At 72.4% G+C, this 23577-nt stretch carries 27 protein-coding genes; 10 read left to right on the forward strand and 17 right to left on the reverse strand.

All coding sequences use genetic code 11. The annotated features are described in order from the left end of the window. Positions 1 to 645: 645 nt before the first annotated feature. Together ACFVVA_RS37015 and ACFVVA_RS37020 are read left to right on the forward strand one after the other, a co-directional pair. Positions 646 to 2268, forward strand: coding sequence for a hypothetical protein (locus tag ACFVVA_RS37015; RefSeq protein ID WP_387695095.1), 1623 nt, complete (start codon positions 646 to 648; stop codon positions 2266 to 2268). Positions 2269 to 2386: 118 nt separating this feature from the next. Further along, entirely contained in the window at positions 2387 to 2695 is a 309-nt protein-coding gene (locus ACFVVA_RS37020) for a hypothetical protein (RefSeq protein ID WP_387695096.1), read from the forward strand. Between the two features lie 16 nt (positions 2696 to 2711). Here ACFVVA_RS37020 and ACFVVA_RS37025 read toward each other — a convergent pair whose 3' ends face one another. Beyond that, on the reverse strand, positions 2712 to 2906 hold the full coding sequence (locus ACFVVA_RS37025) for a DnaJ domain-containing protein (RefSeq protein ID WP_387695097.1): 195 nt from the start codon (positions 2904 to 2906) through the stop codon (positions 2712 to 2714). 682 nt (positions 2907 to 3588) lie between these two features. Here ACFVVA_RS37025 and ACFVVA_RS37030 point away from each other — a divergent pair. After that, positions 3589 to 5346: a hypothetical protein gene (locus ACFVVA_RS37030; RefSeq protein WP_387695098.1), complete on the forward strand. Its 1758-nt coding sequence runs from the start codon at positions 3589 to 3591 to the stop codon at positions 5344 to 5346. A gap of 42 nt (positions 5347 to 5388) precedes the next feature. Here ACFVVA_RS37030 and ACFVVA_RS37035 read toward each other — a convergent pair whose 3' ends face one another. From ACFVVA_RS37035 to ACFVVA_RS37095, 13 genes are all read right to left on the reverse strand, one after another. Next, positions 5389 to 6687 carry a hypothetical protein gene (locus tag ACFVVA_RS37035; protein WP_387695099.1) on the reverse strand — a complete coding sequence of 433 codons (1299 nt, stop codon included), beginning with the start codon at positions 6685 to 6687 and terminating at the stop codon, positions 5389 to 5391. After that, positions 6684 to 7220: a hypothetical protein gene (locus ACFVVA_RS37040; RefSeq protein ID WP_387695100.1), complete on the reverse strand. Its 537-nt coding sequence runs from the start codon at positions 7218 to 7220 to the stop codon at positions 6684 to 6686. The genes ACFVVA_RS37035 and ACFVVA_RS37040 overlap by 4 nt, the downstream gene beginning before the upstream one ends. Continuing rightward, on the reverse strand, positions 7217 to 7465 hold the full coding sequence (locus tag ACFVVA_RS37045; RefSeq protein ID WP_387695101.1) for a hypothetical protein: 249 nt from the start codon (positions 7463 to 7465) through the stop codon (positions 7217 to 7219). The genes ACFVVA_RS37040 and ACFVVA_RS37045 overlap by 4 nt, the downstream gene beginning before the upstream one ends. Beyond that, positions 7462 to 7674 carry a hypothetical protein gene (locus tag ACFVVA_RS37050; protein WP_387695102.1) on the reverse strand — a complete coding sequence of 71 codons (213 nt, stop codon included), beginning with the start codon at positions 7672 to 7674 and terminating at the stop codon, positions 7462 to 7464. Before ACFVVA_RS37050 ends, ACFVVA_RS37045 begins: the two co-directional genes overlap by 4 nt. Further along, positions 7671 to 8540: a hypothetical protein gene (locus ACFVVA_RS37055; RefSeq protein ID WP_387695103.1), complete on the reverse strand. Its 870-nt coding sequence runs from the start codon at positions 8538 to 8540 to the stop codon at positions 7671 to 7673. The genes ACFVVA_RS37050 and ACFVVA_RS37055 overlap by 4 nt, the downstream gene beginning before the upstream one ends. Then, a complete protein-coding gene (locus ACFVVA_RS37060; protein ID WP_387695104.1) occupies positions 8537 to 9085 on the reverse strand; it encodes a hypothetical protein in 549 nt (182 codons plus the stop codon). The genes ACFVVA_RS37055 and ACFVVA_RS37060 overlap by 4 nt, the downstream gene beginning before the upstream one ends. Further along, a complete protein-coding gene (locus ACFVVA_RS37065) occupies positions 9082 to 9339 on the reverse strand; it encodes a hypothetical protein (protein ID WP_387695105.1) in 258 nt (85 codons plus the stop codon). Before ACFVVA_RS37065 ends, ACFVVA_RS37060 begins: the two co-directional genes overlap by 4 nt. Further along, positions 9332 to 9667 (reverse strand): hypothetical protein, encoded by a 336-nt coding sequence (locus tag ACFVVA_RS37070; protein WP_387695106.1) that lies wholly within the window; start codon positions 9665 to 9667, stop codon positions 9332 to 9334. The genes ACFVVA_RS37065 and ACFVVA_RS37070 overlap by 8 nt, the downstream gene beginning before the upstream one ends. After that, positions 9667 to 9945: a hypothetical protein gene (locus ACFVVA_RS37075; protein ID WP_387695107.1), complete on the reverse strand. Its 279-nt coding sequence runs from the start codon at positions 9943 to 9945 to the stop codon at positions 9667 to 9669. The genes ACFVVA_RS37070 and ACFVVA_RS37075 overlap by 1 nt, the downstream gene beginning before the upstream one ends. A gap of 10 nt (positions 9946 to 9955) precedes the next feature. Continuing rightward, the gene (locus ACFVVA_RS37080) at positions 9956 to 10270 is read right to left on the reverse strand and encodes a hypothetical protein (protein ID WP_387695108.1); all 315 of its coding nucleotides are present in this window, start codon (positions 10268 to 10270) and stop codon (positions 9956 to 9958) included. Positions 10271 to 10426: 156 nt separating this feature from the next. Further along, positions 10427 to 11239, reverse strand: a complete 813-nt coding sequence (locus ACFVVA_RS37085; protein WP_387695109.1) for a hypothetical protein — start codon at positions 11237 to 11239, stop codon at positions 10427 to 10429. A 213-nt stretch (positions 11240 to 11452) separates the two neighbouring features. Further along, positions 11453 to 11686 carry a hypothetical protein gene (locus ACFVVA_RS37090; protein WP_387695110.1) on the reverse strand — a complete coding sequence of 78 codons (234 nt, stop codon included), beginning with the start codon at positions 11684 to 11686 and terminating at the stop codon, positions 11453 to 11455. 85 nt (positions 11687 to 11771) lie between these two features. Next, on the reverse strand, positions 11772 to 12431 hold the full coding sequence (locus ACFVVA_RS37095; RefSeq protein ID WP_387695111.1) for a hypothetical protein: 660 nt from the start codon (positions 12429 to 12431) through the stop codon (positions 11772 to 11774). A gap of 159 nt (positions 12432 to 12590) precedes the next feature. Here ACFVVA_RS37095 and ACFVVA_RS37100 point away from each other — a divergent pair, with 159 nt between their 5' ends. The 5 genes from ACFVVA_RS37100 to ACFVVA_RS37120 all read left to right on the forward strand — a co-directional run bounded on the left by ACFVVA_RS37100 (position 12591) and on the right by ACFVVA_RS37120 (position 16378). Beyond that, positions 12591 to 13433 (forward strand): hypothetical protein, encoded by an 843-nt coding sequence (locus tag ACFVVA_RS37100; RefSeq protein WP_387695112.1) that lies wholly within the window; start codon positions 12591 to 12593, stop codon positions 13431 to 13433. A 78-nt stretch (positions 13434 to 13511) separates the two neighbouring features. Beyond that, entirely contained in the window at positions 13512 to 14075 is a 564-nt protein-coding gene (locus ACFVVA_RS37105) for a hypothetical protein (RefSeq protein WP_387695113.1), read from the forward strand. 20 nt (positions 14076 to 14095) lie between these two features. Then, positions 14096 to 14281, forward strand: coding sequence for a hypothetical protein (locus ACFVVA_RS37110; protein WP_387695114.1), 186 nt, complete (start codon positions 14096 to 14098; stop codon positions 14279 to 14281). 333 nt (positions 14282 to 14614) lie between these two features. Beyond that, positions 14615 to 15508 carry a CopG family transcriptional regulator gene (locus tag ACFVVA_RS37115; RefSeq protein WP_387695115.1) on the forward strand — a complete coding sequence of 298 codons (894 nt, stop codon included), beginning with the start codon at positions 14615 to 14617 and terminating at the stop codon, positions 15506 to 15508. 273 nt (positions 15509 to 15781) lie between these two features. Then, positions 15782 to 16378, forward strand: coding sequence for a hypothetical protein (locus ACFVVA_RS37120; RefSeq protein WP_387695116.1), 597 nt, complete (start codon positions 15782 to 15784; stop codon positions 16376 to 16378). A gap of 366 nt (positions 16379 to 16744) precedes the next feature. Here ACFVVA_RS37120 and ACFVVA_RS37125 read toward each other — a convergent pair whose 3' ends face one another. The 3 genes from ACFVVA_RS37125 to ACFVVA_RS37135 form a co-directional block, all read right to left on the reverse strand. After that, positions 16745 to 17557: a hypothetical protein gene (locus ACFVVA_RS37125; RefSeq protein WP_387695117.1), complete on the reverse strand. Its 813-nt coding sequence runs from the start codon at positions 17555 to 17557 to the stop codon at positions 16745 to 16747. Between the two features lie 92 nt (positions 17558 to 17649). After that, positions 17650 to 18180, reverse strand: coding sequence for a hypothetical protein (locus ACFVVA_RS37130; RefSeq protein ID WP_387695118.1), 531 nt, complete (start codon positions 18178 to 18180; stop codon positions 17650 to 17652). Positions 18181 to 18285: 105 nt separating this feature from the next. Beyond that, positions 18286 to 18780, reverse strand: coding sequence for a hypothetical protein (locus tag ACFVVA_RS37135; RefSeq protein WP_387695119.1), 495 nt, complete (start codon positions 18778 to 18780; stop codon positions 18286 to 18288). Positions 18781 to 19130: 350 nt separating this feature from the next. On the opposite strand from ACFVVA_RS37135, the gene ACFVVA_RS37140 reads away from it, so the two are divergent. Together ACFVVA_RS37140 and mobF are read left to right on the forward strand one after the other, a co-directional pair. Then, positions 19131 to 19490 carry a hypothetical protein gene (locus ACFVVA_RS37140; protein WP_387695120.1) on the forward strand — a complete coding sequence of 120 codons (360 nt, stop codon included), beginning with the start codon at positions 19131 to 19133 and terminating at the stop codon, positions 19488 to 19490. A 101-nt stretch (positions 19491 to 19591) separates the two neighbouring features. Continuing rightward, positions 19592 to 23577, forward strand: a 3986-nt coding sequence (mobF, locus tag ACFVVA_RS37145; protein ID WP_387695121.1) for a MobF family relaxase, incomplete at its 3' end; no start/stop codon positions are given.

Here is a 23577-nt window from a genome sequence, read left to right on the forward strand (position 1 = left end):
CCGTGAGCCTCTAGGATCTTGACCATGGCATCACGAGGACAACAGCAGCGGGGGCGGTCGGCGACGTTTCACGCCGACAAACCCGCACGGGCTGACCTCAGGTTGGCCCCAGGTGACCCGCTCCGACCGAAGTACGAGGGTCTGGTTCGGGCGATGGGTGTCTCCGGCGTCGAGGTGATCCGTCACGCTCTGGACGCGCTCCCCGTTGGCGAGGACGGCCGGCCGATCGGCTGGACGCCGCCGGAGGAGGTGGCGCAGGCCAGCTAAAAAGACGAAGGCCCCCAGAGGGGGCGATTTGATCACCGGACAAATGAAGACCGAGCAGTACCCGTGAGGGCCCCTCTTCCTAGTTGTGGCGACCAGGAGGAGCCCCAAACAAACAGCCTGGACCGTTTGGCGACGGTCCGAATCCCTTAGCCGTGGTGGTTGGCGCCACCGGGCCGGTTTTCGTTTGCCCTCAGCAACGCGCCGAGGAGCAGCGCCATTCTGGCACACCCCTGCGGCGGCGGTACACCCATGCCTTCATCCGGTGTGTCATCACCGGGTGGATATGTCGACAATTCCGCCCCGCAAATCGAACATGTGAACGCCGTATGTCCGGCCGTACTTCGCGTCCCCGTGATCTCGCCGAGGACGTGGTTCCGAGTGGTCGCGCTCCGGCATACCCGCGGCGATCTTCCTGAACGGCTGTTCCGGTTCTGCGAGTTCATGAGCCAGCAGGAGATCGATCGCCGTAACGGCCGCATCCTTGGCCGTTACGGGTACGACCACCGTGATGGCGGTGTCGAGCTGTCCGAGCGGTACGCCGAGGTCACCGGCCTCGGCAAGGCGCAGTTCTGGGCAGACCTACACGACGTCGTGCGCTTCGGCCTGGCCGAGCGGGTGGTGGCGCCGGCTCCGGGCCGCAAGGCGGTGTACGCGCTGTGCCTGACCCCCGCCGCGATCCCCCAGCAGCTGCCCGAAGACCTGACGCAGCAGCTCCGGGTCTGGCAGCTGCCGGACGTCGAGTCCAACGGGCACGAGGACACCACTGTAGGCCACCTGACGGCCGGTGAGGCCCCGGCGTGGACCGCGCCGGCCGCCGAGCCCGTGGTGGTCGAGCTGACCCGCCACCAGGCCGCCGACCTTGAGGCCGCCCCCCGATGGGAGCACCCGACCGGAACCCCTGCCGCAGAAGCGGCCGTGAGGCTCGCCGAGGCGATGCGCAGGGCCGCCGAGGAGGACCGGCCCCGGGACTTGCGATGCATCGCCACCAGGGCGCCGCAGAGTACCGCCGACCGCATCACCAGCCGGCTGCATGAGCTCGCCGCAGTAGAACCCGAAACGTCTCCTCTATACGCGAGGGGTGTATTTCCCCATGTGGGTTTTTTGTCTGACGGTAGTAGGGGGCTGATGTCGCGAAACGGCATGGGACAAGCACAAAGGACGCGCCAAAGGGGCGCGGGGGCGCCTTGGGGTCGCGGGGACGACTACCAGGTCGTTGCCCAGAGGGTCCTACAAGCCTGCTGGCGGTCGTGGAGGATCCAACTGGGCCGCGGCCGGAAGATTTTGCCTTCCGGCACGTGGGGGGCCGATGGTGAGTGGCTGCAGGGCCCCGGCTCTCAGTGGGACGATCTGCGCCGCGTGATCGTCATGGCCCTGCACCGCTCCACCGAGCAGGAGTTGGTCCACCTCCTCACCGGCGGCATCCGCAGCGCGGACAACCTCGGCCGGCTCGCGGCCTGGCGGCTGTGGCGCTTGATCAACACCCGCCGCAACGCCCACGGCCACGGCCCCCGGCCAAAGGAACACATCCGGGCCGAGCGCGACGACCTGTCACCCGCGGAAATCTCCCGGGCCGGTGACCTGTACCTGCAGGCCATGGCCGAGCCAATTCCCCGCGACGACCGGGCCACCGCCGCCCACGCCGCCCACGCCGCCGCCAAGGCCCGGGCCGAGCGCCAGGCCGCCGAGGACGAGGCCGTGCGCCGCGAGCAGTACGAACGGTGGGGCATCAAGCGCGCCGAAGTGGCCGCCGAACTCGCCGCGAAGCGAGCCGAACTCGCCGCCAGCCAGGCCGAGACCGCCGCCGAGCCCCGCCGCAGCATCGCGGAGACCCAGGCCGCCGCCGTCGAGCGGGCCCGGATGGAGCGGGCCACCCGGCCTCTCAACCCGCCGTCACCCAGCCCCCGGGCCCAGGCCGACCGCCAGGCCGAGACCGAACGGGCCCGCGCCGGCTGGAACGTCCGGCTCACCCGCTGGCTGGCCGAACAGGAGACCGCCGAATGAGCCCGGCCGCCGCCGGGCGGCGGGCCGACCAGGGGTTCAGCACTGGTAGGAGTCTGTGATCGGGGCCATGGCCCCGATCGCACGTACCTTGGCTCAACCCCTGGTCGACCCTCCCCTGTTGGTCCCGGTGGAGGCCGTGCGGCCCGCTCCCGAGCCGGGCAAGCGCCGCCGTCGGGCCAGGCGTCGGCCGGCGGGGCTGCGTCCGCGCCGCCGTCGCAGCGCGGTGCAGATGCTGCTGCCGGGCCTGGCCGGTGACGAGCTGGCGTTGCGGCTGAGCTGCCCGCACTGCGACGCCCGCGCCGGGCAGCCCTGCGTGCGCACGGACACCGGCCAGACCGCGGTCCGGCCGCACAAGGGGCGCCGCACCAAGGCCCGCCAGCTCCAAGAACGCCAGCGCGCCGCCCGGCAGTACCGGAGCGGCGCGTGAACCGATGGCGGGACCGCTACAGCAGGCCGGCCGCCTTCAGCACGGAGGCAGCTTCCGAGAGCCGCTTGAACGCGGCGTCACCGATGCCGTGGTGGTGGTCGGGGTGGTGGAGCCGCGCGGCCGTCCGGTACGCGGTTTTGAGCGTTGTCACCCCGTCGTCCCGCAGCCGGGCCAGGTCGAAGACGACCACCCGCGCTTCGGCCGTCGACAACCTGCCGCGGCGGAAATCGGACCAGGAGGAACGGCGGCGCCGCCGTTCCTCCTCGGCTCGGCGCTCGTACTCGGCGTGCCGGCGCTGCTGTTCCTCCCGCAGCCGCTCCCACGCCTCGTGCGCCTCCCGTTCGACGCGTTCTTCCTCGGCAGCGGCCGCCTTGGCTTCCCGGTACCCGCGCGCCTTACAGGCGTCCGAGCACCACCGGGGCTTCCGCCCGCCTTGCGTGGGTCGCGTCCAGGAGTAACCGCACCCGTCGCACCTCAATCGCTCCGTGCGCGGCGGCCTCGGTGGAGGTACCCGCCTCTCCCTGACGTTCCGCCCTGCCATAAAGCCCCATCCGATCGCCGAGCCTGAAGCTCCCTCACCCGAGAGCCCGTCACGATTCGAATCGTAACGGCCCCGGCCGCGTCACGATTCGAATCGTGACGCACCCAGGAGCGGCAACAGGTCGACCTTCCTTCCGGTCCAGCCCGAATTGATGACATGCCCCGACCATGTCAAGCGATTGGTTTGGTTGTTTGGTTTCGTTAGGTAATTTAGTTAAGTTTGGTTTGGTTGGGTAATTAGGTTAGGTTAAATTGGTTGGGTTTGGTTCCGTGCTAGGATGGTCAAAACGAGGCGTTGCCTCCGTTTGGTCGGCCCCCGGGGTCGGCCACCCAGTGAGTCAGGGAGCCCTGCCGTGACCCAGCTGTCCGATCTGCAAGCCCTGCTTGCCCCCAAGCCGCCCGGCGTCTGCCGCTACCCGGACTGCAGCCTGCCCACGGCTTCGGGCGACGGGGCGGGCGGCCGCCCGCCCGGGTTCTGCGACGACCCCGAGCACAGCAAGGCGAGCGCCCACCGCCGCCGTACGGAGATCAAGAAGCTGATTGCGGGCCTGGCCGCCGAGGCCCCGGTGCCCGACGACCCCGAGCGGCCCGTGGAGATGGGCGAGATCCGCGGCCGGGATCTGCTGCGCGAGGCCGGCCGGTTGCTGGTCCAGCAGCAGCGGACCAGCACCGAGCAGGCCACCGTCTACGCCGCCCTGATCGAGCAGCTGCAGACGATCAGCGACCCCGAGGCGGCCGCCGCCCAGATCCAGACCGAACGCGCCGAGCACGCCGCCGAGCTCACCCGGATTCAGGCCCAACTCGCCGAGGTCGAGCGAGGGCAAGCCGAGTTGGTGGCCCTGCGGGAGGAGGCCGAGGCCGCCGCCGAGGAGGCCGCCGCAGCCGACGTGCTGTGGCTGCTGGTCGCGCTGAACGCTCTGCGCCGCGAGGAAGCCGTCCGGGCCGAGGCCGCCGAGCGGGTCACCGAGGCCCAGGCCGAGGCCGCTGCCAAGATCCTGGAGGTCGAGGAGAAGGCCGCCGCCGAGGCCGCCGAGGCCGCCAAGGCCGTTGCCGCCGCCTCCGAGACGGTCGAGGACGCTAAGGCTGCGCTCGTGGCCGCGCGCACGAAGGCCGCCGAGCAGGTGGCCACGGCAACCGCCCAGTGGGAGGAACTCCAGGGGGTCGTACGGAAGGAGAAGAGCCGGGCCGACGACCTGCAGCGCCGGCACGCCGGCCTCACCGAGGAGCTGGCGACGGAACGCGCCGAGGCGCGCGACGCCCGCCAGAGGCTCCGCCAGGAGTACGCCGAGGAGCGCGCGCAGTTCGAGCAGCAGCTGAGTGCCGCCGTCCAGCGCGCTGCCGACGCCAACGCCGCTGCCGACGAGCTGCGGCGCGAGCTGACTCGGACGCTGCTGCCGGTCGGCGCCGACACCCGTGCGGAAGGGGCCGCCGAAGGCCCGCACGAAGGCGCGGCCGCGCCGACCTCCGCCGGCACTGCCGCCGCCGAGGAGGAGCTGATCGCTGCGGCTCACCCGTATGTCCGGGGCGCCACCAAGGGCGTCAACAAGACCGCCCGTGAGGTGCTGTACCGTCTCGGCGCCGCAGTCTCGAACGGCGCCGCCGGGGTGAAGGCGGTCGCGCGGGCGGACGCCGCCGCGCTGGCCGCGAACCCGCCCAGGATGCCGGACACGCCGGAGGGCCGGAGGCTGGGAGCCGCGCTGGAGGCCTACGCCGCCGAACACCCCGCAGAGGCGGCGGTGCCGCCCGCCGCGGCCGGCGCCGCCGCCGAGGCGGAGCTACTGGCCGCCGCCGAGCCGTTCCTGACCGAGCGCGCGACGGGACTCTCCCAGCGGGTGCACGGCATGCTGGACCGCCTCACGGTGGCGCTCCAGCACGGTGGCGAGCCCGACCAGGTCCGGCAGGTCCGTCGCGACATCGGAGCGCTCCACGTCAGCTCGCTGAAGCTGCCGGACACGGCGGACGGGACCCGGCTGCGGCGGGCTCTGGATGCGTACACCGGCACGCCCGCCCGGCCCGTGGGGCAGCGGATGCGGTGGTCGAAAGACGACACGAAGCCGATCAAGCCGGGGCGCGAGCAGATCCCGCTGTTGAAGGACGGCGAGGACAGCTGACGTCCGGCCACCTGTAGCCCCGGCGGGAGGTGCTCGCCGGGGCTACAGCCGCACCAGGGCGGTGGGGTTGTCCGCCCAGGGCGGCAGGTCCGCGAGGTAGCGGTCCAGCGCGCGGGAGCCCGGACGGTACCGGGCGTGCTGCTCGATCGTGGCTCGCAGGACGCGCCGCTGCTGCATCTCCCGGATCAGGCCCCGTCGCATGGAGTGCCCGGTGTAGCGCGGGCGGGTGCGGCGCAGGGTCCGGCGCTCGACCCGCAGCCGGGACCGGTACTCGTCCCGGTCGGCGGCGGGCAGCGCGGCCAGGGCGGCGGCCTCGGCCGCGGTGCTCAGGACGCGCCGCTGTTCGGGCGTCCACGGCTCCACCAGGCGGGCACCCGCGGCGGCTGCCGCGATGATGTTGCGCACCGTCCGGCCGCTGATCCCCAGGGTCCGCTCCGCGTCCGCCGTGGGGCGCCCGGCCGGACGGCGCCCGCCGGCGCCGCCGACGCGGCCGTGCCGGTCGACGCGCCGCAGCAGCGGCCCGGGCCCCGCGCGCTGTTCGTCCAGGACCCGCGTCCACTCCCGGTGCGCGGTCACCGGGCACAGCTCCGGGGTGTCCTGAGCGAGGATCCGCACCCGGTGGTCGAGCCGGCCGTGCGGGTTGACCTTGTCGGTCGGCACTCTGACCTCCAGCGCGGGCCGGACGACCTGACAGCCGGCCACCGGGTCGAGGTAGCGGGCCGTCAGCTCGACCACGTGCACGCGGTCGAGCCCGGCCGGCTCCGAGCACCGGCCGGCCATGTACCAGTCCAGCAGCAGGGCGTAGGCGTCGCGCAGGCCCCGCACCGTGGTCCGGTCGCACGTGGCGACCATCGCGGCCAGGTCCTGAGGCGTGACCGGGGTGGCCTGCAGCGCGCCCGCCGCTTCCGTGCCCCCGCGCGCCTCGGCCGCCGCCCGGTGCGCGACCACCGCGTGGGCCAGGCGCCGGTCCTCACCGTCCAGCGGGTGCCGCGCGAGCTCCAGCCAGGTGGACAGCGTGCCCAGGTGCGCGTCCAGGGTCGAGGTCGGGTGGTGCAGGTCCGCCAGGTGGGTCAGGTAGTCGGGCAGCGTGCCGGGGTCGGTCGGCACCCGGCCCCGCTCCGCGCACCAGGCGGTGTAGCCGCGCACGCGCGAGCGGCGGGCGGCCCGGGTGCCGGCCGGCACCGAGTTGGCCGCCCGCCAGGCGGTGCGCGCGGAGATCACGCGGCCGGAGGAGGTGACCACCCGCTCCCCCGGCCCCGGGTAGGCCAGCCCCTCGGCGGCGGCCAGGCCATCGCCGAGGGGCAGCGGCACCGCCGTGTCGGATACCCCGACGACGCTCACCGCGAGGGCCCTGCCGAGGCGCGCGGGACCGGCCGGCCGCAGTCCACCAGCAGCTCGCCGGGCACCCCGTGCCGCAGCCACTCCCCCAGCAGCGGCATGCCGTCGTGCAGCAGCGGCCCGCCCTGGTGGCCCATCAGGTCCGAGGCGGTCCGGGCGTCGACCGGCAGGCCGAGGTAGGCCGTCCCCGGATCCCGCCAGGTGGGATCGATGGCGGCCCCGGCCGCGTCGCCGCACCAGGCGTGCCGCCTCGGCTTCAGCCCGTCCCAGGCGAGCCCTTCGACGTAGGCCAGGCCGTCCCCGGCGCACGCCCGGGACACCGATTCGATGTAGCAGCGGCCGGCGTCGCCCTGTAGTTCGCCCGAGTGCCACGGTGTCGGGCGGAACAGCCGGCCGACGTCCAGCAGCAGCTCCAGCGCCGAGCCGTACCGCCAGCCGTTCCTACGCTCGGACACCCCCACGATGTCCAGTTCGAGCGACGTCACGACGACCGATTCGGCGGGCGACAGGCCCGCCGGCGGGAGCCCCGTGGTCACCCGGCCGACCCCGCTCCGGTCGGCCAGACCACCAGGGTGTTGGCCGGCACCGGCCACTCGGCGGGCGGCACCAGCTCCACCCCGGCCGCCGCCAGGATGGCCTCACTCTGGCAGCAGAGTCCGCAGACCTCCACGGAGCGGCCCGGGGTGGCACGGGAGCGGCCCCCGGTATCGCCGTCGAACAGCGCGAGCGGGCCGTTACAGCGGGGGCACTGCGGCGGGGTGGACTGATCGGCGGTGGTCATTCTGATGCTCCGTTTCCGTCGGTCGAGCGGGGCCGCAGGGCGGGCACGAGGCGTCGCAGCAGCCATCCGGCGAGCGCGCCCCACATCGTCCCGCAGGCGGCCAGGTAGGTGATGGTCGGGGTGTCCGCGGCACCGGTCTGCGCGTACAGCGTCACGGTGACGAGCACGGCGACGACCAGGGCGAGCGCGACCGGGGCGAGGCGGGTCAACACGGCGGCGTGTCGGACGTCGGGTCCGTCACGACATCGAATTTGGGGCAGGTGTGCCAGTCGCCCGGCTCGCCGGTCTCTGTGACGGGGGCCACGGTGTAGGTGCCCGCCCGCATCTCCAGGACGACGTGCCCCAGTTCGTCCTCCACGGCGGCTCGCAGGTCGGCGCGTGCGCAGTCGGGCGTCAGTTCGTCGGGCAGCAGCCGGTAGCAGGTGCCGACGTCCCAGTCCTCGACGTCGAACAGCTGCCAGTTCGACGTGTCGTTGCCCAGCAGGTCCCCGGGGAACCAGGCCAGGACGTGGGTGTGCGGGCGGCCGGTGGCCGGCAGGGGCGTCGGACCCAGCCACAGGAACCGCGGCCGGTCGGTGACGTCTGCGTGTTCAAGGACGTACGTGCCGGACGGCCACAACGTCCCGTCGTACATGTTGGCGGTCAGGCCGAGTTCGGCCGGGTCGGTCCGCTGCCACGTTGCGCTCCGGCCGTCCAGCGGCCCGCCGACATAAGGCACCTCCTCCGTCTCGGACCCGGGCAGCCCTTCCCAGAGCCGCCCGCGCTCCCCGTTGCCGGGGTCCGTCGTCAGCGCGGTCCATACCCTCATGGCCACCCAGTCCGGTTCGGCGTAGGTCGCCAGGGCGAGCCGGTAGCGGTCGGCCGCAGTCCCGTCCCGACGGATCCCGGCGATCTGCCAGCCGTCCGGACGGCTCCAACTGATCTCCACACCGTAGCCGTGCCAGTGCGACGGTTCGACGAAGGGGTGCCCGGGGTTCCACCTCCAGGTGCATGCCGCCGTATCGTGGTGGTCGGCGCGGTACACCACCTCTTCCAGCGCGGTGCGGACCGCCTCCAGGTAGTCGGCCGCGGTCACCGGGTGGGCCCCAGCCACAGGAACCGGGACCGGGGCCGGTCGGCCCTGTCGCCGTGGTCGAGGACGTAGCAGCCGTACGGCCACCACGTCCCGTCGTACGAGCCGGCAGGCAGGCTGACCGCGGCTGATTCGCTCCGTTGCCACGTCATCGCCCGGCCGTCGAACGGGCCTCCGGCATAGAGCAGCTCCACCGGCGCACGGAGCCCGGGAACTCCCTCCCAGATCCGCCGTGGGCGGTTGTCGGCGCACGCGTCCCCCACCAGCGCATCCCACACTGCCCCGGCGACCCAGTCGGGTTCGGCCCAGGTGGCCAGCTCCAGCCGAGACCGGTCGGTCACCGAGTCGTCCCGGAGCCCGGCGACCCACCAGCCGGATACCGCAGTCCAGGTGACGGCGACCCCGTCCCCCTCCCACACCTCCCGGTTGACGACGTCGTGGCCGGGCGTCCACCGCCAGGCGCAGGCCGCGTCCGACTGGGATCCGCCGTCCGGCCGGATGTTGCCGAGCTCGGCCCGGACCGCCTCCAGGTAGTCGGTCGCGATCACCGGGTGGGCCCCGTCCCGAGCGGGCGCCGGACGGGCGGCAGTTCGGAGGCGGGGCCGCCGCCGGCCGCGCTCCCGTGGGCGCTGTGCCCGTGCCGGGCCGCCACCAGGTCGCGGACCGCCGCCCGGAGCCCGGTCTGGCCCGGGTTGCCGGTGTCGTCCGAGTCCCCGTCAGCGGCCGGGCCGCCGCAGTGCCCGCAGCCCTCGTCCTGGCACGTGGTGCTCGCCCGGGTCCAGAAGTCGTCGTCGTCATCCATGGTCGTGTCCTTCGGGTAGGCGCCAGCGGGCGCGGGGGTCTAGGCTGCGGGCCAGGTCTGTCCCGAACAGCACGGTGGCGCGGGTCCACCAGCCGAGGCCGGCCGCGAGCTGGATGAAAAGGAGGCGGCCCAGGACGGGGCCGGTCCGTGCCAGGCCGTCCCCGATCACGGGGACGGCCGTCGGGTCGTCCAGCCCCCAGCGCCACAGCAGCACGCCGGTGACGGCGGTGCCGGTGAGGACGGCGAGCACCCGGGCGGTGAACTCGTCCCCGGGCATGTGCCCGTCGGGGTCGATCAGCGGCCGCAGCCGGCCGAACGGATCGGTCATCACGCCTCGGCGTCGGAGCGCTGGGCGGCGGACTGCGCGAGCGTGGCGGCGCGCTGGAGGGCGTCGATCAGGTACGGGATGTCGTCCAGCGCCACGCTGCAGCCGTGCGGGTCGGTCCTCAGCCGGACGCCGGGGCCGATACCGGGGATCTGCACGTCGAAGAGGGCCAGGACGTCGAGGTCGGCGTCGGCGTACTTCCACACCGGCGTTCCGGGCTCCGGGCCGACGACGGCGATCGGCTCATCCGGCTTGCCGGGGCTGGTGGTGCGGAGCTGCACGGGGTTCTCCTCAGCGGGCGGTGGGGTCGGCGGGGCCGTCGAGGTCGACGGGGACGTACCGCGGGCGCGGCGCGAAAATGGGCAGCCAAAGTTCCGTGGTCAGCGCGGCGGCGACGGCCGCCCCCCACCTGGCATCGGCGGCCTCCATCGGCCACCCCGTCAGGTGGAGGGTGTGGTGGAGGACCACGACCCCGGTCACACAGCCGAGGACGAGCAGTCCCAGCATGATCAGCCCTGTACGCCAGGACCACGCGGCGGGCCGGCCGCCGGTGTGCACCGACTTGCCCGGTCCGCCGCGTTCGGCGGACACCACGAGGTTTTTCAACGGGACCTCCTACCGGCCGGAGCCGATCTCACGTCATGTCATGGGAGTTGAGCGTTCGGTGATTACCGATAAGGGCAGCATATCGGCAATCACCCATCGTGACCGGTCAGTTGGCACTTTGCCATCGAACGCCCGCACGGGGCTGTTCGGCCTGTGCTACAGCTTCGACAGCACGCGGTCGATCGTGCTGCGGGCGATCCCGGTTGCGCGGTGCAGGTCCAGTTTGCCGATGCCGGCGTCGAGGCCCCAGGCGATGAGCCGATCCCGGTCCGCGGGCTCCGGCGCCGCCTTCCACCGCTCGAAGAGGAGGGGGGCGATCTCGTCGACCCAGGTCGACGAGCCGTGGTCCATCACCGCCGGCCACGGCTTCCAGCGGTCCGTGAGGGGCGGGAGCGGGGCCCCGGCGGAGGGGAGCGCGTCCGCGGCCGCCGCGAGGGCTGCGGCCTGCTCGCCCGCCAGGCGGGTCAGGACGGCGTGCCCGAGGCGTTCGGCCGCCCCCGGGAACCAGGCGGCGGGGTCCGTGGGCGGCACCGGGTCCTGCTCGGTCGCGAAGGCCAGGACGGCGCGGCGCCAGGCGGCGGCGTCGGACCGGGTGGCCCAGTCCCCGAAGTCGTCCCGGGCCGGGACCTTGTCCGGGTGGTCGAGCAGGGACCGGAGCTCCCATTCGGTGAGCGCCAGCCGCTGGCGCCGGGCCAGGTGGGCGATGCTCGGGACCCAGGGTTCTACCTCCCGGACAGCGTCCTGCTGCACCTCCGCGCAGTTGACGCGGCGGCAGACCAGGACCACGCCTCCGAGGCGGTGGGCGCCGTCGAACAGCCAGACGTGGGCGCCGTGCCTCACGTCCGACTCCAGCGGGCCGGTGCGCGTCGAGATCTCCGTGAAGGGGGTGGTGACGGCGTGCAGGCCCTCACCATGGGGGTCCGGCGGGAAGGCCAGGCCGTTCAGGACGTGCTCGGTTCGGATGGACACGCAACCTCCCAGACGCTACATCTGACGATGGAAAATGTAGCGCCCGGGACGCTACATTTCAAAGCGCATCATGTAGCGAGTCGCTCAGGCGGGGGTGGCCACGGACTCGGCCGCTTCGCGCGGCACTCTCGTCCCGCGGAGCCCCCGGCCGACCGCCCGCAGCCGGGCACAGGGGAGTTGGCGGTGGTCGCCCGCCACCCGATCCGGGCGGTGCTAGAGGGTGAGGCTCAGGTGTGCGAACCCCGACGGGATCGCCGTGGGGTCGTCGTCGCTCACGAGGTAGACCAGTTCGTCCGGGTTGTCGGGGCCGTAGCCGAGGGCGTCCAGCCAGGCCGCGACGTCGGGCCGCTCCAGCAGACCCGGGTACTGGGGGCGGTCGGGGTCGGCGAGTTCGTGGCCGGGGACCGTGTCGCCGGGCGCGGCCGACACCAGGTGGATCGTGGGCATGGTCAACTCCAGGGGTTGTTGCCGAACGGGATCCCTCCGGGGCTGATGATGGGCGCCATCGTAGCGCCGGCCCCGGGGGCGGGTGTCACTTCCGCAGGTCGGTGCGGGCGCCGCGGCCGGGCCGGTTGGCGGTGGCCGTGCGGACCTCCGTGGACTCGTACAGGGCCGAGGGGCGGCCGGTCGGCCCTCGCTGGTACGTCCTGGCCCGCACTCCCCACCGGCTCATCTGGCCGCGGGCGGAGTCCGGCCTGATCTCCAGGTGCTCGGCGACCCGGTCGACACTCCACAGCCGGGGCACCAGGGCGTCCACCGGCACCTCCTGTTCGGTTCCGTCGTCCAGGGCGACGGTCACGGTCCCGTCGCCGCAGGCGGTCACCTCGCCGTCGCACGGGTCGGAGCCGGGCAGGACGTGGGCGGGCACGGTGACGCGGGCACCGACCGCCGGAATCGGACGGTGGAGCACGTCCAGGAAGCCGAGCCGGCGGCCGCCGTGGCCGAGCACCTCCCAGCCCGCCGCCACGAGTGCCTCGGCCATGCGGTCGAGCAGGCCGGCGTCCGTGACCGCGTTGCCCTCGGACCAGGGCGCGTCGGTCCGGATGAAGTGCGCGTTGCCGGACGGGCTGACGACGCATACCAGCGCGGTGGTGTCGATGCCGGCGGCGGCGAGCGTGGCCATGACGGCCGCGCTGTCGTCGGGGGTGAGCGTGCCGTAGGCGGCACCGTACAGGGGCGGGACGTAGGGCATGGCAGGCCTCTCTGTTCGGTGGGGTCGGTTGCCCCTAACTATGCATCAGGTGATGCGATGTCGGCGCGAACTCCCCGCGCATTCACCCGATCTGGTGAAGAGTGGGCCCGAACCGCAGAACTGTACATCGCTGTACAATGGATATGTATAGTGGTGTACATGATTCTCGTTGAGATGGCGGCGGACTCCGCCCCGACCCGTGACCTTGTCGACGTTCTGGCCCAACTGCTGCCGGGCCAGAGCACGGGCAGTGACCCGGAAGCGACCCGGTGGGCGGTGGCGGCGCGCACCCCGGTCCTGCGGGTCGTGCCGCACCCGGACGTCGACGAGTGCGGCTACAACCCCCCGACCACCCACGCCGTGTACTCGGTCCGTTGGTCGCTGCCGGTGCTCTGCCAGTACAAGGAACGCGGATACGCGCCCGGCTGCGAGGCCTGCGAGAGCGTCCGGCAGTGGAATGACCTGAACGAGGGCGCCCCGGTCCCGGCCCCGGCCGAGGGCGAGTTCACGCACACGTGGTGGGAGGACGTCGCCCCGGTCACGACGGTGCGGGCCAGGATCGTCCCGGCGGACCAGAGGATCGGCAACCTGCCCGAGCCCGACCTGTCCCACCTCGGCGAGGCCGAGATCCGGTTCCTCGGCGGGTCCGAGCAGGCCGCCGAGGTCGCGCGGCGTCACCAGGTCGTCCAGACCCAGAACGACCGCACCGCCGCCCGCTACGACTGGCCCAAGCTCGCCGAGGTGCTCGCCGAGCTCCACACCACCCTCACCCCGCCCCGCTTGGACCCCCTGCAGCGGATGGCCGTCGGAGGCGTCCGGGTGCACCTGCTCGAACAGGAGCTGACCAACGCCCGCAGGAGCCTGGCCCAGCTCACCCGCAACGCGCGCGCGGTCACCAACCCGACCACCGACAAGCCCGCGCACACGAAGACCAAGGTCGCGGGCTACGCCGGGATTACCCGCGCGACGCTGGACGCCTACCTCCGGGGTCCTGGCGACTGACCAGCCGCCGCCCGCCGACCGTGCAGTGAACCGAAGCGAACCGACCAGAAAGGCCTCTACACCATGTCGAACGTCCGCGTGTTCAAGCTCGACAACGGCCGCGTAGCGCTGGAATCGCCCTACCATCCTGAACTTCCTTCGGCCGCCAGGGAGATCGGCGGACGCTGGGATGCCGCCGCCCGGCACTGGTACTTCGATGCCAGGGACGAGGCTCTCGTCCGTGACCTCGCCCTTGAGATCTTCGGCACCGACGGCAGCCCCGCCGCCGAGGGCGATACCGTCACGATCCGGCTGGACATCAGCAACACGCGTCAGCAGGACCTCCGCTACGGCGGACGGCTGATTGCCAGCCGTCCCGAGAAGAAGGGGCCGGTCCGGCTGGGCGTCGGAGTGATCCTGATCTCCGGCGGATTCCCCGCCTACGGCGGCACCGAGAAGTACCCGGAGCTGGAGGCCAGGAAGAACACGGTCGTGGAGGTTCGCGACCTGCCCCGCAAGGCCGTCGACCTGGACGACCCGGACGTGACTGTCGTGGACGAGCACGTGGGCGTCGAAGCCCTGCGGGCCGAGCGCGAACGCTTGGCGGCCCGGCTCGCCGAGATCGACGCAGTGCTCGCCTCCCAAGACCAGACCGCCCAGTGACCGGCGAGAAGGAGACGACCGTGGACATCCCCGAGGACGTGTGGGACGAGAAGATTCGTGCCGCCCGCGAGCGGGGCGCCAGCGCGTACGAGCAGACCGTGCGCGACGCCGCCGCCGGCCGCTCCGCCTCGGCCATCGCCCGCCCGCGCTTTCGGCATCAAGGACCGAACGACGATCACCGATGGGTTGCCGACCTGATCGAGTGACCACCACTACCAAGCGCGGCACCGTGGTGGAGATCCGCGCCCGCGGACCTGATGACGAGGCGCGGGGCCGACGGTCCGGCGGCGCGTCAGTGGTTGCTGGACACGCCACGGATGAAGGGCCCGACTTCCACAACAGAAGCCGGGCCCTTCTTTTGCCGGGCCGTGGCCGCTCCGATCGGCAATCGCCCACCGTGGCAGGTCGGTTGAGACCCTGCCGTCGAACGCCAGTTTTCCACCCGTGAAAACCTGAATCATGAGTTTTCGCGGGTGGAAACCCTGTATGTTGGTGCTGTGCGGGAGCCCCTGCACAGACCCCTCTCCGAGGAGGCGGCGATGGCCCGCGTCGACGTGCACGACTACTACGACCCCAAGGTTGACGAACCGCCGGTGGTTAGCCAGTTCGACCCCGACGCAGCTGAGAGGTTCACCGAGAACACCCGGTGGGACAACCGCCTGGACCGGCAGGTGGGCGTGAACGCCGGAGGGGTGGACGGCTACCACCAGGCGCTCTACCGCACGGCGGGGGGCAAGTGGGTGCTTCAGAGCTGGTGCGAGGACGCGGAGGACCGGGCGCGCTACCAGTTCGTCGACGACACCCAGGCCCGGACCTGGCTCCGCCACAACGAGGAGGAGGACGCCATTCGCCAGTTCTTCGGCGAGCGGGCCAAGGGCGGCCGCCCCAAGATCGGGGAGAGGAAGCGGCCCACGGAGGTCAAGCTGCCGGACTCCCTGCTGGCGGCGGTCGACCAGCAGGCCAGCGATGCGGGCCTGACCCGCGCCGAGATGCTGCGTCGGCTTATCCGGCTCGGCCACCAGGCGGGGGCGTACCGCGCACTGGGCAAGCCCGATGAACTGTGGGCGGCCGTCCGCGAGGCGGACGACTTCCTGGGGGAGAGCAAGGACGGGGCCACGGACCCGCACATCTCCGTGGCCGAGCGCACGTTCAACGCCGCCGCCTACCAGGCGTACACCACCGCGATGCGCGGCACCTTGAAGGCCGCGCTGGAGACCATGCTGCCCGCCGTCCGCGAGGCCAGCGAGGCCTACGCCCGGGCCGAGCGCGCCGAGGACCCCGACTCCCCCGTCCTGGCCATCACCTGGGGCCGCACGATGGGTCTGGACGCCCTGTACCGGATCCTCCGCGACCTGGAGGCCCTGCTGCCCACGGACGCCTCCTCCGTAACGCACCGCGCCGGCTCCGCCGACCCGAACGAGGACTTGGACTAGGCCGCAGCGTGCATCTTCCCCGGACACCCGGGGGTCGCCAGCTGACCGCGTGAAGGCCACCGCCGCCGGGCCCCGCTCCACCGCCGGACCAGAGACACGAGGAGAGGGCCCTGGCGGGTTCGGCTACCGCAGTGCCGATCGTCCTGGCCGCCGTCACCATGGCCAGGGGCTCAACAGGTTAGTGGCTAGGCCCCGTTGACCTGTCAAGGCCGGATTCAGCCGACCCCTATTCTCACCCCTGAAAGACAAACGACCGGACCACGGGAGAGCATCATGATCAAGCACGGCGCCGGGGACTTGGCCCGCCGGTACCGCTTCGGCCCCTTCGGCGAAATCCTCACCCCGTACGGTGACGGCTACAACACCGGCACCGGCGGGTACCTGTACCTGCAGACGCACAGCGGCGGAGCGGTCGCGGAAGCCCGCATCCTGACCGAGACGGCGGAGGCCTTGGAGCAGGCCCAGCGTCGCATGGTCGAGGCGATGGAGCCGTGGGAGGGCGCGGTTCTCCTCTTGTCGTTCGCCGACGCGCACGAAGCCGCAGTGGACGAGGTCAGCGAAGCTCTGGCGAACTTCCGCCAGGCCGACGAGCGGCCGGGACACTTGGGCGCGGAGGAGGCATTGGAAGATCTGGACGGAGTGCTGCAGAGTTTCGCGTCGGCCGCCGACTGGGCGGACGGCGCCACCCGCCCGGAAGCTGCGGACCGGGCGGTGAAGCGGCTCCAGTCGCGGCGTGAGCGGTTCGTGGAGCAGGCCCGGACGGGGCTTCCGGCCGGCATCGAGTTGCCGGGTGAAGAATGGTTCGAGTCGCGCCCCTGGAAGGGTGACCGCCGCCACTACGCGCCGCGGCTCCAGGCATTGGCCGGGTAGCCGCCGTCAGGAACACACGCCACCGCGGCGTGACCCCTGCCCCGAGCCAACGAGGACGCCCTGACGCTGGCGGCCCGCACCGCGGCCGACGATCTGGCGGTGGCGGAGCTCGCCGGGCTGACCGGTGAGGCGGCCGCCGTGGCGACCGCGTTCCGATCGGCTCTGGAGTCGGCCCGGGCGGCCGGAATCCGGGCACTTCCCGCAGGGGACGCAGCAGCGTGACCGAGGCCGCCCGTGCGGCGGTCGACTGAGGCTGAGAAACGGAGGGGCCCGACTCGCGTTCTGGGAGTCGGGCCCCTCCGTCGTGGGCACGGTTGCGCAGTGTCTAACGGTTCCTCCGGAGGTGCCGGAGGCGGGCGCGAGGAGTCACATGTTGCCGAACATCGAGTGGCAGAGCTGCAGCAGGTTCGGGGGCAGTTGCCCGGACTGCCGAGCAGCGGCGCACAGTTCGCCCGTGCCGACGCCCGGCAGCGGAACCACTGGGCTGCCCGGAGCCGGCTGCGCGGGCGGCGCCGCGGGCGGCCGAGCACCGCCGGCGGAGGGTCGGGTGGGGCGGGCGGCCGGCGGCCGCTTCGACGGACTGCCCGGCGTCGAGGGCGCCGCCTCGGCGTCCGGCTCGCTCGCGTCGCCGCCGGCGGCCGCCGGGTCGGTGGTCGGGTCGGCTGCAGGGGACGGGGCCGGGGGCGCGGGGGCCGCCACGGTGGTGACCGTCGAGGAAGGGGTGGCGGACGGCGCGGACGCCGATGCCGGGGCGACCACCAGGGGGCGCCACGGGTCCGCCGCTGACTGCAGCACCGGCACGTCCGGGCGGTCGAGCTCGCCCGCCTCGGCGGCCACCAGGAGCACCAAGGGGACGGCCAGCACGGGGGCGAGCGAGAGGAGCCCGGCCCGCCGCCGGATCGGCCCGGCCGCGACCGGTGGGCGAGACTCCGGCGGCGCCGCCGGAGGAACCGGTGGGCGGCGCGGCCGAGGAGGGGTTGGCACCCCCACCGGGACCGCGCCGAACGGGGCGCCGGCGGGGGTACGGCCGCCCGCTGCCGCGGTGCCGACAGGGGCGCTGCCGAAGACCGGCGCGGGGGTGAAGAGCCGGCCGACGTCGAGCAAGAGGGCCAGGGCGTTGACGTACCGGTGTCCGGGCCGCGCGGGCAGCAGCGAGGTGGAGCCGAGAAGGTCATCCACAAGGAGGCGTTCAGCATCCGTTAGACGGTCGGTTGACGACGGCTGGTCGGCGCTCACGGAGCCTGCACTTTCAGAGGAGGGAAGCGGTCGGCTCAGAACAGCCGGCCTTGGGTTGCGAAGGGGTCGCCTCGGGCGATGACGTCCGCAAGGATTCCCGCCAGGCGGTCGGGGTCGCGCTCGCCGTCGCGGACGGCCGCCAGGAGGGCAGTCCGGATGGCGACCGACTGCCGGTGCTGGCCGCGGAGGTCTGCCCGGCCGAGGCGGGCACCGTTGGTGATCCGGTCACGGGCTGCGGCCATCTGGATGTTGGCGGACTGTGTGCCGTCGATGAGGTGTTGAACCGTCGGTTCGTAGCGGCAACATGAAGGAGTGTCGCAGTCGTGGAGGATGTTGTACGAGGCCCGGATGGGGCCGTTGTAGGCCGACCATATCCACCGGCTGACGCGCACCGTCGATGAGGCGGAGTCGAGGAGCTGGTGGCCGCTGTCGTGGAACATCCCGTAGCCGTCGCTGATCGCTCCACACCACAGCCAGCATGTCGACGTCCTGATCACCTTGCTGGTGAACCGCGCCCAGGTGTGCGGAGTGGTGTAAGGCGGGCGCTCCCACGGTGGCAGGGTCACCGCCCACCGCCCCGCGGCGACGGGCCGAAGGAAGCACGGCGTTCGGGGGCGGTCCGCAGGCCCGCGGACCGCCCCCGAACGCCGTTGCCGAATCGGATCACGGCGTCAGCTAACGGAAGCTGCCGACGGGTCGGCAGCGGCCACAGGGCCGGTGGAGACCTGCCCCGGTACGACCGTCCCGCCAGCCCCGCTGTCGCCCTCCCCCGTGTCCTCCCCGGCCGCGGCCGAGGACGCGCCGTCGGCGGGCGTGGAACCGCTCCGCCGGGACGCCTTGGTGGTCACCTTGGCCTGCAGCCCGTCCTGAACCGCCTTGACTCGCTTGGCGGGCACGACCTTGACGGCCCGTTCCACCTCAGCCAGGGGCACGCCGGTGAGCTCTGCCGTGGTCCTAGGCGAGCCGTGAACCTTGGCCGCCAAGGCCAGCACTTCATCGGCTGCGGTTTCGGCATCTGTCAACGCCTTGGCAGCGTCGGTGACCGCCTTCCGGGTGTTGACCAGCAGGACGTCCAGCGAGTCCTTAACGCGACCGTCCACCGCTTCCAGCGCGCGCCGACGCCGGCGCAGCTCAGCGACCGTCAGCACTTCGTTTGTTTCTGCCATGGGCCGATGGTAGCCCGCCCGTTGGCACCGGCGGCGGAAGATTCGGCAGCCGGTCGGGCGCCTGTCTCTCCGGGGTGTGGTTGGCGGCCCGGCAGTCCAGCTGCAGAAGGGGGCCGCACCGACTGTTCGTGGTGGTGGTCAACCCACCGCTTCTAACGGTTCCTGTCGGCAGATCTCACTGTGTCGCGATGACCTGTCACTACCACGCGCCTACGGCACGTTGCCGCCCTCCCCCGGCACCCACCCATGGGTGCTCTGCCCCCACACCCCCGTAACCGCGAGAAAAGACCAAGATCATCTACAGTGCTAAGGTATCGTCACTCTGTGACGATACGCTTCGCTAACTGATCTTGGATCAGGAAGGGGACAGCAGGGCGATGGGGAGTGGGGATGTTCTGACGCCCGAGATGCTTCGCGGGTGCGCAGAACCGGCGAAGGCCGAGCGGATGGCCGCCGCTCTGATCAGCGGCCCCGAGTTCTACCAGGCGTGCGGGCGCACGCTTCTCGCTCGGTTCCTACTGGCCGCCGGACGTTCCGGTGCCGACGTCGCAACGATGGTTCGGTGGATCGAGAACCCGAGCGACCCGACGCCGCTTCTGGTGCTGTGCGAGCACGCGGAGGACTTGCCCGAGGGATGGGTTCAGATGCCGGTAATGCCGGAGGACGTGCAGGCGTCAGCCCGGTACATGGCGCTGTTGGCTGTGAGCTGACCGGACATGCTGGACGCCATGGCTGTTGACGAGGGAGTGGCCGCCGATGCCGTGCGGCCGCTCTCCCGTCGCCATGGTGGCGAAGGCGAACGGTGGTCGCCGTGGCGTGGGTGACCAGGTTCGGCGCCGACGCGGACGGCGCCAAGGTCGAGTACCGGCTGACGGGCCGCCACGGGTGCGCGACCGCGGACGCGTCGCTGGTTGCGGCGGGCCCGGCTGTCGAGGCGATCCGGGCGCACGCGCAGGCCCTCGGCGTGGACCCGGCCGAGCTTTTCGGCAGCGACCGGCAGCGCCAGATGTGGGGCCGAGTCTCCAACCAGGCCGCCGTCCGTGGCGACTCCTATCGGATCAAGGCGAGCACCGCCGAGGTGCTGTTGAAGGCCGCGAAGGCCGGCGAGGCGACAGCCGTCTATGGCGAGGAGTTCCGGGCCGCCGTCGAGGCCGAGGCAGACCCCCAGGTTGCCTACCGGATGGATATCAACGAACGCCCGTTGATGTGGATCGGCAACGGGTTGCGAGAGTTCGGGATCGTCCCCGGAAGTGAGCTGACGAGCGAGCAGTTCGACATGGCCCGAGCCGTCATGAAGGGTGCCAGCCCGGTGACCGGCGAGCGGCTGGTGGAGCCCAAAATGGCCGTGGCCTCCCGCGGGAAGCTCGCCGCCAGGCCGCTGGTCGAGGCGATCCAGCGCGTCGCCGCAGAACGCGGCGTCGAGCCGCAGGGCTTGTTCAACAGCGCCCGCAAGCGGGACGCGTACGGGCGGATGGAACGGGGGGTCGAGCGCCTCGGCGACGCCCACCGCGTCCGCCTCGGCGACGTCGCCAAGCTCGCCGATGCGCTCAGGATCAGCACCGTCGAGCTGTACGGCCAGGCGGCCATGGACCGGGCCCTGCAGCACGAGGAGGAGCGCGTCCAGGTCGGCAACCTTGGGTTTGACCTGACGATCACCCTGCCCAAGGCTTACTCGGTCATGATGGCGTTCGCAGACGGGCCGTTCGCCACCGAGCTCGAAGAAGTCTTCACCGCTTCACTGACGGAGGCCGTCACCGCCGCCGAGGACTGGACCGCGTACGGCATGCGCGGCCACCATGGTGACGGGGAGAGCGGCGAGCGGGTGGCAACGTCCGGGCTCATCGGGTGGGTGAATTTCCACCGCGGTGCCCGCCCTGTAGGCAACGCGCCCTATGGTGACCCGCACCTGCACGGTCACGTCACCATCGCCAACATGGCGCGCGGTGAAGACGGCCAGTGGGGGACGATCGGCGCCGGCGGCCGCGATCTGTTCCGGCACGCGCATGCGATCGACAGCCTGATGCAGGCCCGCGTCCGGGCCGTCACGAGCGAGCGGTGGGGCATCGAGTGGCACCGCAACCCCGATACCGACGTGTGGCAGGTCACCGGTATTCCGGACGAGACGGTGCAGCTGTTCAGCAAGCGCAGTGCCGAGGTCCGCGAGCTGTTCGCGGCCCTCGGAATCCCCTTCGAGGAGACCACCACCCAGCAGCAGAAGGCGGCCGCTGCAGCCGTCGCCGGGCGCAAGGACGAGGCCGCGGTGTCCGCCTCGGACGAGACCCTGCGCGCCTACTGGCAGGCCGAGGCCGAGGCCGCCGGGCACGACCCGGCCGCGATCCTCGGCGCCGTCCTGGCCCCGCCGGCGCCGCCGCCCGCCGAGGCCGAAGCCGTACGGCTTCCGCGCGACGCGGCCGACGTCCACGGCATCGCCCGGTGGATCTTCCGCACCGACGAGGGACTGACCTCTCACCGGAAGGACTTCACCCGCGCCGAGGCTTTGTCCGCCGTCGCCGACGCCATCCCGACCGGTGTGCAGAGCCTGGCCCAGGTCGAAGAGCTGACGGACCGGGTACTGGCTCACCGTGGCCTGGCGATCCGGCTGGACGACCGACTGCCGGCCCACCTCAGCAACACGGCGCGCTACACCACCGCCGACATTGTGGCCGCCGAGCGGACGATCCTCGCGCAGGCCCGGGGCCGCTTCAACAGCGGCACCGCAGTGGTGGACGAGCCCACGCTGCAGATGGCCGTGTCCACCTACCAGGCCATCCAGCAGGCCGACAAGCCGGGGTTCGAGCTGTCTGCCGAGCAGCTCGCCGTGCTGCGGCGCATCCTGGTCGACGGTCACGGTGTGGACGCCGTGGTGGGTGTCGCCGGTGCCGGTAAGACCACCATTATGGAGACGGCCCGCATGGCGTGGGAGGCTCAGGGCCGAGTGGTCCTCGGCGCCTCCACCGCGGCGGTGGCGGCCGCCAATCTCCGGGCCGAGGCCGGTATCCAGTCCAGCACCCTGGCGCTGCTGCTGCAGCGCATCCGGCAGAGCGATGGCACCCGCGGACTGGTCGGCGTGGACGTGCTGGTGCTGGACGAAGCGGCCATGATCGATGACCGCCAGCTCGCCGAACTACTCGTCCACGCGGGCGCCACCGGTACGAAAATTGTCGGCATCGGCGACCCGCTGCAGCTGCAGTCTCCCGGCGTCGGCGGCGCCTTCGCCGCAGTGCATCAGGTAGTCGGCGGACACACCCTGTCGACCAACTACAGGCAGCGCGACGTCATCGAGCGGGCCGCGCTGCAGATGTGGCGCGACGGCGAGCGGCGCGAGGCCCTGCGCGCCTACGCGGACCGCGGGCGGGTCATCGTCACCGACACCCGCAGCGAGGCCCTGGCCGCCATGCTGGTGTCCTGGCAGGACGTCCGCGACCCCAGTGACGCGATCCACGACCAGATTGCCAGCACCCTGATGCTGGCCGCATCGAACTCCACCGTGGAGGAACTCAACACGGCGGCGCGCGCGATCCGGCGCGAGCTCGGCGAGCTCACGGGCCCGGACACCGAGTACCGGTTGGCCGGAGGCGGCACGCTCGCTCTGACCACCGGCGACGTCGTGATGATCCGCAGCAACGACTACCGCGCATGGAGGGGCGGAGACTCCGCCGACGTCCTCAACGGCTACCGCGGTGTCGTGGTCGAGATCGACGACCAGCGGCGCGTGCGGGTCGAGTGGAGAGAGAAGGCCGACGGCGGCGGGCACCGGCTTGTCCGCGAGTGGCTGGAACCCGAGTACATCGCCGGCGGAGGCCTCTCCCACGGTCTCGCCATGACCGTGCACAAGGCCCAGGGACTCACGGTTTCGGACGCGCTGGTGTACGGGCCGGGCCTGGCCGCGAACGGCGCCTACACCGCCCTCTCCCGTGACCGGGCGTCCGTCCGGCTGTACCTGCCGCGCGCCGACATGGAGGACGAAGAGACCCGGCTCACCCTCGGCGCTCCGGCATCGGACGCCGAGGCGATGGACCGCGCACTGGCCGCGTACTCCGCCCAGCTGAACGCCAACGACGGTCAGGAAGGACTGATTGTCACCGAGCTTGGCGAAACGCTGGACCCGCTCATCCCGCCGCCCGGAAGCCCAGCCGAGCCGGTGCCCACAGCCGCCACCCGACCAGTACCAGGGGCACGTCAGCCGGTGCCCACCGAGCCGGTGGCCACCGTCGCGCCGACGTTCGCCGAAGCCGTGCGCGACGTCCTGGCCGCGCACGCGGTGGACGCGTACGCCGTGCTGACACACCCCGCTTACCCGGCGCTGGACGAGGCCCTGGCAGACGCCGCCGCGGCCGGGCTGGACCCGGCCACGGTGCTGGACCGCGCCGTGTCCGCCCGCTCCCTGACGGACGCCGAGCACCTGCCCGTGCTGCTCGCGTGGCGAGTGGATCGCATCGTGGAGGGCGAGCGGGAAGCCGCCGCGCTCGCCGCCTTCCGTGCTGGTGAGGACCAGGGGCAGGAGGCCGGGGCGGAGTTCGCCGAGGCGGGCGCCGAGGTGGACGAGGTGGTGGTGGACGGCGCCGCCGTCGACGTCGACCCGGCCCCGGTCGAGCGCCGGCCGGTGCGTGGTGAGCGGCCCGGCGTCGAGCTCGCGGACGACGATCTGCGGGCGGTCGCGCACGCCCTGGCCCAGGCCGCGGCGGAGGCCGAGGACCAGGAGCAGGAGGCCGGGGCGGAGTTCGCCGAGGCGGGCGCCGAGGTGGACGAGGTGGTGGTGGACGGCGCCGCCGTCGACGTCGACCCGGCCCCGGTCGT

This window comes from Kitasatospora sp. NPDC058048 (genome assembly GCF_042885555.1).
GTDB classification, from domain to species: Bacteria; Actinomycetota; Actinomycetes; order Streptomycetales; family Streptomycetaceae; genus Kitasatospora; species Kitasatospora lactacystinica.

What these genes read in the sequence shown, in the direction of transcription:
- ACFVVA_RS37120 (WP_387695116.1), top strand. Translation starts at nt 15,782, where the DNA reads ATGATCAAGCACGGCGCCGGGGACTTGGCCCGCCGGTACCGCTTCGGC.
- ACFVVA_RS37100 (WP_387695112.1), top strand. Translation starts at nt 12,591, where the DNA reads ATGATTCTCGTTGAGATGGCGGCGGACTCCGCCCCGACCCGTGACCTT.
- ACFVVA_RS37090 (WP_387695110.1), bottom strand. Translation starts at nt 11,686, where the DNA reads ATGCCCACGATCCACCTGGTGTCGGCCGCGCCCGGCGACACGGTCCCC.
- ACFVVA_RS37135 (WP_387695119.1), bottom strand. Translation starts at nt 18,780, where the DNA reads ATGGCAGAAACAAACGAAGTGCTGACGGTCGCTGAGCTGCGCCGGCGT.
- ACFVVA_RS37045 (WP_387695101.1), bottom strand. Translation starts at nt 7,465, where the DNA reads ATGACCACCGCCGATCAGTCCACCCCGCCGCAGTGCCCCCGCTGTAAC.
- ACFVVA_RS37115 (WP_387695115.1), top strand. Translation starts at nt 14,615, where the DNA reads ATGGCCCGCGTCGACGTGCACGACTACTACGACCCCAAGGTTGACGAA.
- ACFVVA_RS37065 (WP_387695105.1), bottom strand. Translation starts at nt 9,339, where the DNA reads ATGGATGACGACGACGACTTCTGGACCCGGGCGAGCACCACGTGCCAG.
- ACFVVA_RS37095 (WP_387695111.1), bottom strand. Translation starts at nt 12,431, where the DNA reads ATGCCCTACGTCCCGCCCCTGTACGGTGCCGCCTACGGCACGCTCACC.
- ACFVVA_RS37070 (WP_387695106.1), bottom strand. Translation starts at nt 9,667, where the DNA reads ATGACCGATCCGTTCGGCCGGCTGCGGCCGCTGATCGACCCCGACGGG.